The sequence below is a fragment of the Streptomyces johnsoniae genome (assembly GCF_031845565.1).
GTDB lineage: Bacteria > Actinomycetota > Actinomycetes > Streptomycetales > Streptomycetaceae > Streptomyces > Streptomyces johnsoniae.
In genome coordinates this window covers 151,582-164,187 of record NZ_JAVREV010000017.1, presented here as the reverse complement: position 1 = coordinate 164,187, position 12,606 = coordinate 151,582, and the positions used below count along the sequence as shown (strand labels likewise).

At 73.2% G+C, this 12,606-nt stretch carries 9 protein-coding genes and 1 pseudogene; 4 read left to right on the top strand and 6 right to left on the bottom strand.

Annotated features, from left to right (window positions below; genetic code table 11):
* Positions 1–72: 72 nt before the first annotated feature.
* The gene (locus RM779_RS26905) at positions 73–477 is read left to right on the top strand and encodes a helix-turn-helix domain-containing protein (protein ID WP_077058494.1); all 405 of its coding nucleotides are present in this window, start codon (positions 73–75) and stop codon (positions 475–477) included.
* Between the two features lie 69 nt (positions 478–546).
* Here RM779_RS26905 and RM779_RS26900 read toward each other — a convergent pair whose 3' ends face one another.
* Positions 547–5,214 (bottom strand): ATP-dependent helicase, encoded by a 4,668-nt coding sequence (locus tag RM779_RS26900; protein WP_311620350.1) that lies wholly within the window; start codon positions 5,212–5,214, stop codon positions 547–549.
* A gap of 167 nt (positions 5,215–5,381) precedes the next feature.
* Between RM779_RS26900 and RM779_RS26895 the strand changes: the two genes are divergently transcribed.
* The 3 genes and pseudogenes from RM779_RS26895 to recX form a co-directional block, all read left to right on the top strand.
* Positions 5,382–5,576, top strand: coding sequence for a DUF3046 domain-containing protein (locus RM779_RS26895; protein ID WP_311620349.1), 195 nt, complete (start codon positions 5,382–5,384; stop codon positions 5,574–5,576).
* Between the two features lie 162 nt (positions 5,577–5,738).
* The gene (recA, locus tag RM779_RS26890; RefSeq protein WP_311620348.1) at positions 5,739–6,878 is read left to right on the top strand and encodes a recombinase RecA; all 1,140 of its coding nucleotides are present in this window, start codon (positions 5,739–5,741) and stop codon (positions 6,876–6,878) included.
* Positions 6,806–7,456, top strand: a pseudogene (gene recX / locus RM779_RS26885) (recombination regulator RecX); the annotation flags it as partial. The gene recA and the pseudogene recX, both read left to right, overlap by 73 nt.
* Positions 7,457–7,528: 72 nt before the next feature.
* Here recX and RM779_RS26880 read toward each other — a convergent pair.
* From RM779_RS26880 to RM779_RS26860, 5 genes are all read right to left on the bottom strand, one after another.
* Entirely contained in the window at positions 7,529–9,106 is a 1,578-nt protein-coding gene (locus RM779_RS26880; protein WP_311620347.1) for an FAD-dependent monooxygenase, read from the bottom strand.
* A 72-nt stretch (positions 9,107–9,178) separates the two neighbouring features.
* Complete coding sequence (locus RM779_RS26875; protein WP_311620346.1) at positions 9,179–10,111, bottom strand: amino acid ABC transporter permease; 933 nt, start codon at positions 10,109–10,111, stop codon at positions 9,179–9,181.
* A complete protein-coding gene (locus RM779_RS26870; protein ID WP_077058486.1) occupies positions 10,108–10,782 on the bottom strand; it encodes an amino acid ABC transporter permease in 675 nt (224 codons plus the stop codon). Before RM779_RS26870 ends, RM779_RS26875 begins: the two co-directional genes overlap by 4 nt.
* A gap of 84 nt (positions 10,783–10,866) precedes the next feature.
* The gene (locus tag RM779_RS26865) at positions 10,867–11,697 is read right to left on the bottom strand and encodes a glutamate ABC transporter substrate-binding protein (RefSeq protein ID WP_311620345.1); all 831 of its coding nucleotides are present in this window, start codon (positions 11,695–11,697) and stop codon (positions 10,867–10,869) included.
* Between the two features lie 61 nt (positions 11,698–11,758).
* Positions 11,759–12,544 carry an amino acid ABC transporter ATP-binding protein gene (locus RM779_RS26860; RefSeq protein WP_077058484.1) on the bottom strand — a complete coding sequence of 262 codons (786 nt, stop codon included), beginning with the start codon at positions 12,542–12,544 and terminating at the stop codon, positions 11,759–11,761.
* Between the last annotated feature and the right edge of the window lie 62 nt (positions 12,545–12,606).

Here is a 12,606-nt window from a genome sequence, read left to right as displayed (position 1 = left end):
CCGGTTGGAGTCCGAGGCGGTACGGTGGGGCATGAAGCAAGCGAGGCCAACGGTCCGAGGAGGGAGCCACCGATGATCCTGCTCCGTCGCCTGCTGGGTGACGTGCTGCGTCGGCAGCGCCAACGTCAGGGCCGCACTCTGCGCGAAGTGTCTTCCTCCGCACGGGTCTCTCTCGGATACCTGTCCGAGGTCGAGCGGGGACAGAAGGAAGCTTCCTCCGAGCTGCTGTCCGCCATCTGCGACGCGCTCGATCTGCGGATGTCGGAGCTGCTGAGGGAGGTCAGCGACGAGCTGGCCCTGGCAGAGCTGGCCCAGTCCGCCGCGAGCGACACCGTCCCGTCTCTCGGGGTGCCCGCCGGCCGCGGCCTGGAGCGCCCCATGCTCAATCCGGTACGGGTGACGACCGTCTCCCACCGTCCGGAGGAGCACGTCACGATCAAGGCCCCGAGCGAGGCCGTCGACGTCGTCGCGGCCTGATCCGGGGCTCCCGGTCCAGTCCGCGGGCAGCCGGGGCCCGCTCCGCCCGTCGTGCGTCAGGGGCGTCCGTCAGGGCCGCAGGCGCAGACCGCGCGGTGTCGCGTGGAAGCCGGCGGCCTCCAGCATTCCCGTCCAGTACGGGTCGGTGAGCACCCCCTCGCCGTTCACCCGCTCGATCGTCAGCGAGCCCAGGGCCCCGTCCGCAGCCGCCCGGGCCAGCGCCTCGGCACCGGCCCGCAAGGGCTGCTCCGCCTCGTCCCGGGGGCGGTCGGCAGGCCATGCGAGCAGCGTCCGGCCGCCGCGCTCCAGATAGAGCACCAGCTCGCCCTCCACCAGCACCACCAGCGCCCCGGCCTTGCGCCCCGGCTTGTGCGCCGCGCCCTGCGGCGGCTCGGGCCAGGGCAGGGCAGCCCCGTAGGCGTTGGCCGGGTCGGCCGCGGCGAGTACCAGAGCGCCCTCGGCGCCGCCGCCCGGTGGCCGGCCGCCACGCTCGGCGGCCGTACTGAGGGCCCGCAGCCGGTCGACCGCCCCGTCCATGGCGAACTGTGCGGCACCGAGCCCCTCCACCACGTAGCCACGCCTGGCCTGCCCGCTCTCCTCGAAGACCGACAGCACGCGGTAGGCCGCCGAGAAGCCGCCCTCGACGCCTTCCGCCGCGACGGCGCCGCGGGTCACGACTCCGTGCCGGTCGAGGAGCGAACGTGCCAGCGCGTGCGCCCGGAGCGTCGGATCGGTCTCGCGTGCCGGGAGCAGCGACCAGCGGCCCGCGACGGTCGGCGGACCGTTCCGCGCGGCGGCTGCCCGGCCCTGGCCGACGGTGAGCGCGCCGAACCGCCCGCGGGGCGTGGCCCTGCGTCCGCGGTGGGCGACCGAGCCCGCGGTGCGGCCGGAGCCGAGTACGGCGCGGAGCGGGGCCAGGGTGTCGTTCGTCAGCAGGCCGGACCAGGCCAGCTCCCACAGGGCCGTGGCGAGCGCGGCGTCCGTCGTCTCGTCGCCCGCGGCCCGCACCTGCTCGGCGATCTGCCGGAAGAACAGACCGTAGCCGCCGTCGAGCGCGGCCAGTACCGCCCGGTGCAGCGGGGAGGTCTCCAGCGGGTGGGGCGGCGGCAGCAGCAGCGGCGCGGAGTCCGCCGGGTACAGCGCCACCCAGCCGTCCTTCCCCGGCAGGGCGCCCGCCCCCGCCCAGACCACCTCCCCGGAGGCCGTCAGCTCGTCGAGCATCGGCGGCGCGTACCCGGCGACCCGGGAGGGCAGCACCAGCCGCTCCAGGGCGGAGGCCGGCACCGGCGTGCCCTGGAGCTGCTCGACCGTCCGCATCAGGCCGTCGACGCCGCGCAGGCCGCCCCGTCCCGGGCGGCCGACGTGCTGCCACTGCGGGAGGAAGGCGGCGAGCGCCGCCGGTGGGACCGGCTCGAGCTCCTGGCGCAGGGCGGCCAGCGAACGGCGCCGCAGCCGCCGCAGCACCGCCGGGTCGCACCACTCCTGCCCGGCACCGTCGGGCCTGAACTCGCCCTGCACCAGCCGCCCGTCGGCGGCCATCCGGTGCAGCACGCCGTCGGCCACGGCCGTGCCGAGGCCGAACCTGGCGGCGGCCTGCGCCGAGGTGAACGGACCGTGCGTGCGGGCGTAGCGGGCCAGCAGATCGCCCAGCGGGTCGGGGACGGGCTCGGTGAACGCCTCGGGAACGCCGACCGGCAGGGCGGCGCCCAGCGCGTCGCGCAGGCGTCCCGCGTCCTCGACGGCCGCCCAGTGGTCCTCGCCCGCCAGCCGGACCCGCAGCGCACGCCTGGCGTCCACGAGCTCCTGCGCCCACTCGGCGCGGCCCCCGCGCCCGGCCAGCTCGGCCCCGGTGACCGGGCCGAGGACCCGCAGCAGGTCCGCGACGCCCTCGGTGTCCCTGACCCGGCGCTCCTCGGTGCGCCACTGCAGCTCGGCCTCCAGGTCGGCGAGCACGCCGGCGTCGAGTAGCTCGCGCAGCTCGGCCTTGCCGAGCAGCTCCGCGAGCAGCCGGGAGTCCAGGGACAGGGCGGCGGCGCGCCGCTCGGCGAGCGGGGAGTCGCCCTCGTACAGGTACTGGGCGACGTAGCCGAAGAGGAGCGAGCGGGCGAACGGCGAGGGCTCGCGGGTGGTGACCTCGACCAGCCTGACGCGTCTGGCCTCGATGTCGGCCATCAGCTCGGTGAGGCCGGGCACGTCGAACACGTCCTGGAGGCACTCGCGGACCGCCTCAAGGACGATCGGGAACGAGCCGAACTCCGAGGCGACGGACAGCAGCTGGTGCGCGCGCTGGCGCTGCTGCCACAGCGGGGTGCGCCGGCCGGGATCGCGCCGCGGCAGGAGGAGGGCGCGGGCGGCGCACTCCCGGAAACGTGCGGCGAACAGTGCGGAGCCGCCGACCTGGTCGGTGACGAGCTGGTCGACCTCGCTCTTGTCGAACAGCACGTCGGCCGCGCCGACCGGGGCCCGGCCCTCGTCGAACGCGGCGTCCGCGTGGCCGGTGCCGTCGCTCCCGTCCCCGGCCTCCGCCGCGAGCAGGTCGGCGTCCGGCAGCCGCAGCACAATGCCGTCGTCCGCGTGCAGCACCTGGGCGTCGAGGCCGAAGCGCTCGGTCAGCCGGGCACCCAGGGCCAGCGCCCACGGGGCGTGCACCTGCGCGCCGAAGGGCGAGTGCACCACCACGCGCCAGTCGCCCAGCTCGTCACGGAAGCGCTCGACCACGATGGTGCGGTCGTCCGGCACGTGGCCGGCGGCCTCGCGCTGCTCGGACACGTAGGCCAGCACATTGTCCACGGCCCAGGTGTCGAGCCCCGCGGTGGCCAGCCGCTCCCTGGCGGCCGTGTCGGTGAGGCCGCCGATCTCGCGCAGGAACGCGCCCAGCGCGCGCCCCAGCTCCAGGGGGCGGCCGAGCTGGTCGCCCTTCCAGAACGGCAGCCGGCCGGGAACGCCGGGAGCGGGGGTGACCAGGACGCGGTCCCGGGTGATGTCCTCGATGCGCCAGGAGGTGGTGCCCAGGGTGAACACGTCGCCCACGCGGGACTCGTAGACCATCTCCTCGTCCAGCTCGCCGACCCGTCCGCCGCCCTTCCGCGGGTCCGAGCCGGCCAGGAACACCCCGAACAGGCCGCGGTCGGGGATCGTGCCGCCCGAGGTGACCGCGAGGCGCTGGGCGCCGGGGCGGCCGGTGACGGTGTGGGCCACCCGGTCCCAGACCAGCCGGGGGCGCAGCTCGGCGAACGCGTCGGAGGGGTAGCGGCCGGCCAGCATGTCGAGCACGGAGTGGTAGGCCGACTCGGGCAGCGAGGCGAAGGGGGCGGCCCGCCGCACCAGGGCGAGCAGCTCGTCGACGTCCCAGCTGTCCAGCGCCGTCATGGCGACGATCTGCTGGGCGAGGACGTCCAGCGGATTGGCCGGAACGCGCAGCGACTCGATGGCCCCCGCCCGCATCCGCTCGGTGACTACGGCCGACTGCACCAGGTCACCGCGGTACTTGGGGAAGACCACACCTGCCGAGACGGCGCCGACCTGGTGTCCGGCGCGGCCCACCCGTTGCAGTCCGGAGGCCACCGAGGGCGGGGACTCGACCTGGACGACCAGGTCGACCGCGCCCATGTCGATGCCGAGCTCCAGGCTGGAGGTGGCGACGACCGCGGGCAGGCGGCCCGCCTTCAGGTCCTCCTCGATGGCCGCCCGCTGCTCCTTCGAGACGGAGCCGTGGTGGGCCCTGGCCAGCACGGCTCCGGCGCCGCGGGCCGCGCCGGAGCCGCCCATGAGGGAGGCGGGCGCGTGCTCCTCGGGCAGCGGCTCGCCGGTGGCCCGCTCGTGGGCGATCTCGTTCAGCCGGTTGCACAGGCGCTCGGCGAGACGGCGCGAGTTGGCGAAGACGATGGTGGAGCGGTGGGCCTGCACCAGATCGGCGATGCGCTCCTCCACCGAGGGCCAGATCGACGGCGCCTCGCCGGGGCCCGAGGCGTCCGGCACGGGGGAGCCGCCCAGCTCGCCCATGTCCTCCACGGGCACCACCACGGAGAGCCGGAACTCCTTGCCCGCGGGCGGCTGCACGACCTTGGCCCTGCGCTGCGGGGACAGGAACCGGGCGACCTCGTCGACCGGGCGGACGGTCGCGGACAGGCCGATGCGCCGGGCCGGACGGGGCAGCAGCGCGTCCAGCCGCTCCAGGGTCAGCGCCAGGTGCGCGCCGCGCTTGGTGCCCGCCACGGCGTGCACCTCGTCGACGATCACCGTCTCGACGCCGGCGAGTGCCTCCCTGGCCGCCGAGGTCAGCATGAGGAACAGCGACTCGGGGGTGGTGATCAGAATGTCCGGCGGGCGCCGCACCATGGAGCGGCGGTCGGCGGGCGGGGTGTCGCCCGTGCGGATGCCGACGCGGATCTCGGGTGCGGGCAGGCCGAGGCGCACGGACTCCTGTCCGATGCCGGTGAGCGGGCTGCGCAGATTGCGCTCGACGTCGACGGCGAGCGCCTTCAGTGGTGAGACGTACAGCACGCGGCACCGCTTCCGCGGCTCGGCGGGCGGCGGGACGGCGGCCAGCCGGTCGAGCGAGGCCAGGAAGGCGGCGAGGGTCTTGCCCGATCCGGTCGGCGCCACGACCAGTGCGTCCGACTCCTCCGCGATGGCCTGCCAGGCGCCCTCCTGCGCGGCCGTGGGCGCGTGGAAGGCACGCGTGAACCACGCCCTGGTGGCGGGGGAGAACCGGTCGAGCGCGGAGGGAACTGCCATGACTCCATCGTGCACCCCGGCACTGACAGCGACCGCCCGGGCGGGTGCCCCGCGCCATACGCACGAGACGTTCGTCATCGCAGGGATCACCGGGGGCGTGGAGGCGTTTCACCACCGGGCGGCTGACCCGCGCCGCCGCGCCGGAGCGGCTGCCGGATACTGGGGGCATGCGGCTGACGGACTTCTGGGAGCGGATGGCGGAGCACTTCGGGGACTCGTACGCGGACTCCTTCGCGCGGGACCACGTGATGTCCGAGCTGGGCGGGCGGACCGTGTACGAGGCGCTGGAGGCGGGGTGGGACGCCAAGGAGGTCTGGCGGGCGGTGTGTTCCGCCCAGGAGGTGCCGCCGCACCTGCACTGAAGCCGCTGACCTGCGGTTTTCTGATTCCGCCCGGATACGGGGAATCGCTTGACACGGAAATCGAACAGCCATTCTCATGGGAAGGGTAATCGGGGATTGTCAGTGGCGGGCGTTAGCGTCCGTGGTGTGAAGCGATCGAATCAGACGGACCGGGTGGCACCCATGGCAGGTACGGACCGGGAGAAGGCGCTCGACGCCGCTCTCGCGCAAATCGAGCGGCAGTTCGGCAAGGGTGCGGTGATGCGCCTGGGGGAGCGGCCGGACGAGCCGATCGAGATCATCCCCACGGGCTCGACCGCGCTCGATGTGGCCCTCGGCGTGGGCGGGTTGCCACGCGGGCGCGTGGTGGAGGTCTTCGGGCCCGAGTCCTCGGGCAAGACGACGCTGACGCTGCATGCGGTGGCAAACGCCCAACGGGCGGGCGGCACCGTCGCGTTCGTGGACGCCGAGCACGCGCTCGACCCCGAGTACGCCAAGAAGCTCGGCGTGGACGTGGACCAGCTGATCCTCTCCCAGCCCGACAACGGTGAACAGGCGCTCGAGATCACGGACATGCTCATCCGCTCCGGGGCCCTCGACCTCATCGTCATCGACTCCGTCGCGGCTCTGGTGCCGCGTGCGGAGATCGAGGGCGAGATGGGCGACTCCCACGTCGGCCTCCAGGCGCGGCTGATGAGCCAGGCCCTGCGGAAGATCACCGGCGCGCTCCACCAGTCCAAGACCACCGCCATCTTCATCAACCAGCTCCGCGAGAAGGTCGGCGTGATGTTCGGCTCGCCGGAGACGACCACGGGCGGCCGGGCGCTGAAGTTCTACGCCTCGGTCCGGCTCGACATCCGCCGCATCGAAACCCTGAAGGACGGCACCGATGCCGTGGGCAACCGCACACGCGTCAAGGTGGTCAAAAACAAGGTGGCTCCGCCCTTCAAGCAGGCCGAGTTCGACATCCTCTACGGGGCGGGCATCAGCCGCGAGGGCGGGCTGATCGACATGGGCGTGGAGAACGGGTTCATCAGGAAGTCCGGCGCCTGGTACACCTACGAGGGCGACCAGCTCGGCCAGGGCAAGGAGAACGCGCGGAACTTCCTGCGGGACAACCCCGACCTCGCCAACGAGATCGAGAAGAAGATCAAGGAGAAGCTGGGCATCGGTCCGAAGACCGAGACGCCGGAGAGCGAGCCGGGCAAGGACGCGGCCGGGGCGGCGGCTGCCGCGGCGGCCGCCGCCGCGCCTCCGGCCGCCGCCGCCCCGGCTCCCGCCAAGGTGTCCAGGGCTGCCAAGCCCGTGGCGGCCAAGAGCTGACGGTGACCCGGCGCAGCGACTGGCCGGAGCCGGCGGCACACGAAGACAGCGGTGGCCTCGCTTCGTCGAGGGCCGGTGAGGGGCCACCGCGTACCCCGCGGGACCCGGTGGAGCAGGCGCGGGCGATCTGTCTGCGCCTGCTCACCGGGACCCCGCGTACCCGTGGCCAACTGGCCGCGGCACTGCGGGCGCGGGACATTCCCGAGCCCGCCGTCGCCACGGTGCTGAGCAGGTTCGAGGAAGTCGGGCTCATCGACGACGCGGCGTTCGCCGAAGCCTGGGTCGAGTCCCGGCATCACGGCCGAGGCCTCGCCGGCCGCGCACTGGCCCGCGAGTTGCGGGCCAGGGGAGTGGCCGCCGACATCATCGAGGAGGCCGTCGGGCAGTTGGACCCGGAGCGGGAGGAGGCCACGGCGCGGGACCTGGTGGAGCGAAGGCTGCGTGCCACCCGGGGGGTGCCGCGCGACCGGCGGATGCGGCGGCTGGCCGGGATGCTGGCGCGCCGCGGGTATCCGGAGGAGATGGCCCTGCGGGTGATCCGGCAGGCACTCGCCGAGGAGGAGCAGGAGGAGCCGTAGAGAAGGGGGAACGACGCGGGCCGGGGCGGTCCCGCACGCCGCCGTTCCGCCCGCCGGACAGGCCGCGGCGCGTCAGTGCTCCGCCGCGGGCTCGGCGGCGGGGTCGGTGAAGCCGCGCAGGGCGGCGGCGCAGGAGCGCAGGGAGTCCTGGTCGGCTCCCGGGAAGGCGGCGGCGAGGTGCCCGTCCGGGCGGACGAGCAGCAGGGTGTGCGCGTCGGCGCCCGGGTACTCCTCGGTGACCAGCAGCTCCGCGGACAGCGGCAATGCCTGTGCCGCTGCGGCGAGTTCGGGCATGAGGCCCGCGGACAGCCAGTGCTTGGCGTCCCAGACCCGCGCCCCGGGCGCGGTGAGCACCAGCAGCAGCGGCCCGCCGAGCCGGTGCCGCAGTCGGTCCCTGTCGCCTGCCAGGGTGATCACGGGCACATCCGCGACGGGGGCGCCGACGGGCGTCTGCGTCGCCGCGACGAGCCGGGGCGCGCATGCGATCGGCGAGCCGCCGTAGCGGGCGGGCCCGCCCATCGTGCCCCGCCCCAGGTGGCTGTCGGCGAGCAGCGCGAGCCGGCTCCGCTTGAGTGCGCCGAGCCGCGCCGCGATCCCGCCCCGGCCGCGCACCAGCGGCAGGGCCTGGTCCACCGCGCGCAGCCGGGCGCCGACGGCGGTGCGCCGTTCCGCCTGGTAGCTGTCCAGCAGGGTCTCGGCGTCGCCCTGACGGCAGGCCACGGCCAGCTTCCAGGCCAGGTTGTCCACGTCCCGCAGCCCCTCGGCCACCTGCTGGGTGCCGAGGGCGCCCAGCAGGTGGGCCGCGTCGCCGGCGAGGAAGACCCGCCCGGAGCGCCAGCCGCGGGCCAGCCGCTGGTGGCAGACGTGCACACCGGTGTCCAGCAGGTCGTAGGCGGGTACTTCGCCGTCGTGCCACGCGCCCAGCGTGGCGTGCACGCGCGCCAGCAGTGATTCGGGGGTGACGAGGCCGCCGTCGGGTGGCAGCGGCCAGTCCAGCCGCCACAGGTCACCGGCCAGCGGCCGGACGGTCACCTCACCGGTCGGCAGCCCGCGGTGCAGCCCCGCTTCCCGCGGCCACGGCAGATCGGCCCGCAGCGCCGCCACCGCGAACCGTTCGACGCCGGTGCGGCCGGGAAACGGCACGCCGATCAGCTTCCGCACGGTGGACCGCGGCCCGTCGCAGCCGACGAGGTGGCTGCCGCGCCACTGCCGCGCCCGGTCGCCGCCGCCCTGCGGGGACCGGGCCGATGAGTGCGCGATCACCTCGGCCGGACGCTGCTCCAGGTCGGTCAGCCGGTGCCCGCGCGCGATCCGGATCAGCTCCTGCCGCGCGGCCGCGTCGCGCAGCGCCCGTTCCAGCACGTGCTGGGGCAGTTGCCGCGGCGCGGTCTCCGGGGGGAACGCGTGGTGCAGCACCGCCCGGCCCCGGTAGGTGGTGCGCCAGGCGCTCCACAGCGGCGCCTCGTCGCCGACGCCGGGCAGCAGCGCCCAGCGCGCGACGTCGTGCGGCAGCACGCAGGTGCGGGCGAGGCGCGTCGCGGGCGGCCCCTCGGCGCCGTCGAGCACGACGGTCGGGACACCGTGCCCGGCCAGGGCGAGTGCCAGCGCGAGCCCCACGGGGCCCGCGCCGGCGATGATCACGGGCAGCACAGCACGTATGCAACGGCAGCGGATGTTCGGGCGTCAAGTCGGCCTTGCCGCACCGTCCTTGGCTCCACCGGGCTATGTGCGCCCCGGCCCGCCCCCGCCCGCGACGCCGTCGGTCGCCCCGGGGACGTCCCCGGCCACGGCCATCTCCTCGTTCATATCCGTCGACAGGACCGCGCCGGTGCTCCGCTTGCCCCGCCGGATACGGCCCTCCAGCCAGCTCGCGAAGCTGGTGAGCAGGAAGTTCAGCACGATGTACAGCACGGCGACCACGGCGAACGCGGCCAGCAGGTTCGCGTAGTTGCCGTCGATCAGGCCGACGCTGCCGAGCAGCTCGCTGTAGCCGAGCAGCGCGCCGCCGAGCGCCGTGTCCTTCACGATCACCACGAGCTGGCTGACGATCGCCGGCAGCATCGCGGTCACCGCCTGCGGCAGCAGCACGTACAGCATGAGCTGCCCCTTGCGCATGCCGACCGCGCGCGCCGCGTCCGCCTGCCCCTTGGGGAGCGACAGCACGCCGGCGCGCACCACCTCGGCGAGCACGGAGGCGTTGTACAGCACCAGGCCGGTGACCACCGCGTAGAGCGGGCGCACGCTGCGGTCGACGTCCGTCCACAGCGCGTAGGCCTCGTTGGCGAACAGCATCAGCAGCAGCACCGGAATGGCGCGGAAGAACTCGACGATGGCGCCCGCGGGGACGCGGACCCACCAGTGGTCCGACAGCCGCCCGATGCCGAGCAGGGCGCCCAGCGGCAGCGCGATCGCCATGGACAGGCCGGCCGCGATCAGGGTGTTCTCGAGTCCCGGCAGCAGGAAGGTCGTCCAGACCCTCGAGTCGGTGAAGAAGGGCTCCCACTGGGACCACTCCAGCTGGCCCTTGTCCTGAAGCGTGGACACCAGCCACCAGGCGCCGCCGACCAGCACGGCGAGGAAGCCGATGGCGTAGTAGACGTTCCGGCGCCTGGCCCGCGGTCCCGGGGCATCGTAGAGAACGGACAGGTTGCTCATCGCTTCACCGCCACGCGCTTGCTGAGCCGGCCGAGCAGCAGCCCGGTCGGCAGGGTCAGGACGATGAAGCCGAAGGCGAACAGAGTGGCGATCGGCACCAGCTGCGCCTCCTGCTCGATCATGTCCCGCATCAGCAGCGCCGCCTCGGACACGCCGATGGCCGCGGCCACCGTCGTGTTCTTGGTGAGCGCGATCAGGACGTTCGCCAGCGGGGCCACCACGGACCGGAAGGCCTGAGGCAGCACGATCATCGTCAGCACCTGCGCGAAGCTCAGCCCGAGCGCGCGGGCCGCCTCCGCCTGGCCGACCGGCACCGTGTTGATCCCCGACCGCACCGCCTCGCACACGAAGGTGGAGGTGTAGACGACGAAACCGAGGACGGCCAGCCGGAAACCCATGGTGTCGGTGCCGACGTCCGCCCACATCGTCATCCCCAGCGTGAGGGCCAGGAGCTGCGAGCAGGCGACGATGATCAGGGTCAGCGGCGTGTTACGGAAGATGTGCACGTACGCGGTGCCGAAGGCGCGCATGACCGGAACGGGACTGACGCGCATGGCGGCCAGCAGCGTTCCCAGGATCAGCGAGCCGATCGCGGAGAAGACGGTCAGCTGCACCGTCGTCCAGAACGCTCCGAACAGGTCGTACCTGTCGAGGTCAAGGAAGTCGAACACGGAATCTCGCAGTCTCGCCTAGAGGATGCGGAAAGAGAGCGTGGCGCGCCGCCGGAGGACGGCGCGCCACGGGACCCGGCAGGATCAGGGCCTGGCCCCGATCTCCGGGGCCGGCTCCGGCTCGTAACCGGCCGGGCCGAAGTGCTCTTCGACGAACTGGTCCCAGGAGCCGTCCTCCACCATGGCGGTGATCGCCTCGTTGACGGCGTCCAGGTCCTCGGAGTCCTTCGGCAGGCCGACGCCGTAGTACTCGTCGCTCAGCTGGAGACCCGCGAGAGCGAACTTGCCCTGGTGCGTCTCCTGCGCGGCGTACCCGGCGAGGATCGAGTCGTCGGTGGTCAGGGCGTCGATGGCGCCGTTCTCCAGGCCGGTCAGGCACTCGGAGTAGGTGTTGTACTCCTCGAGCGCGGCATCCGGGGCGAAGTCGCGCTGCACGTTGGCGGCCGAGGTCGAGCCGGACACCGAGCACAGCGTCATGTCGTTGATCGCCTCCTCGTCGGGCACCTCGTAGTCGGCCCGGACGAGCAGATCCTGGTGGGCCAGGAAGTACGGGCCCGCGAAGTCGACCCGCTCCTCGCGCTCCTCGCTGATCGAGTAGCTGGCGACGATCATGTCGACGTCCCCGCGGGAGAGCAGGTTCTCGCGCTCCGGGCTGGGAGCCTCCTCGAACACGATCTGGTCGGGCTCGTAGCCCAGCTCGCCCGCGATGTAGGTGGCCACGTCGACGTCGAAGCCGACGTAGTCGCCGTCGGGGTTCATCAGGCCGAGGCCCGGCTGGTCGAACTTGATGCCGATGACGATCTCGCCGCCACCGCCGCCGTCCCCGCCTTCGTCGTCCCCGCCGCCACAGGCCGTCGCGGCCAGGGCGAGCGCGACGGCGGAGGCGGTCAGCGCGGTTGCCTTGCGGAGTCTCATGGTCGTTTTCCCCTTGTTCTCTTGTTTCCGGAAAGTCGTGAGCAGGATGCGCGGGCCGCGCTCAGTGCTGGAGGATCTTCGAGAGGAAGTCCTTGGCCCGGTCGCTGCGCGGGTTGTCGAAGAACTGGTGGGGGTCGGCCTCTTCGACGATTCGCCCGTCCGCCATGAAGACCACGCGGTTCGCCGCGGAGCGGGCGAAGCCCATCTCATGCGTGACGACGATCATGGTCATGCCCTCGCGGGCCAGCTGCTGCATGACTTCGAGGACCTCGTTGATCATTTCCGGGTCCAGCGCCGAGGTCGGCTCGTCGAACAGCATCACCTTGGGCTCCATGGCGAGCGCCCGCGCGATGGCCACTCGCTGCTGCTGGCCGCCGGACAGCTGTGCGGGGTACTTGTCGGCCTGGTTGCCCACGCCGACCCGGTCGAGCAGCGCGCGGGCCCGTTCCTCCGCGTCCGCCCGTGACTTCCGCCGCACCTTGATCGGACCTAGTGTGACGTTCTGCAGCACGGTCTTGTGCGCAAAAAGATTGAACGACTGAAAGACCATGCCGACGTCCGCACGCAGCCTGGCCAGCTCCCTGCCCTCTTCCGGCAGCGGCTCCCCGTCGATCGAGATGGCGCCGTCGTCGATCGTCTCCAGCCGGTTGATCGCCCGGCACAGTGTTGACTTGCCGGAGCCGGAGGGGCCGATCACGACGACGACCTCGCCGCGCCTGATGGTGAGGTTGATGTCCTGAAGCACGTGCAGCGCGCCGAAGTGCTTGTTCACGCTGTCCAGCACGACGAGGTCGCCCGCGGGGGGCGCGGCGTCCGCGAAGTCCTTGGTCAGCGACACATCGCTCATCGTGATGTTGCTCCGTCCTCATCGGTTGCACGGACCCTAGCCACCATGCAACACATGGTCAG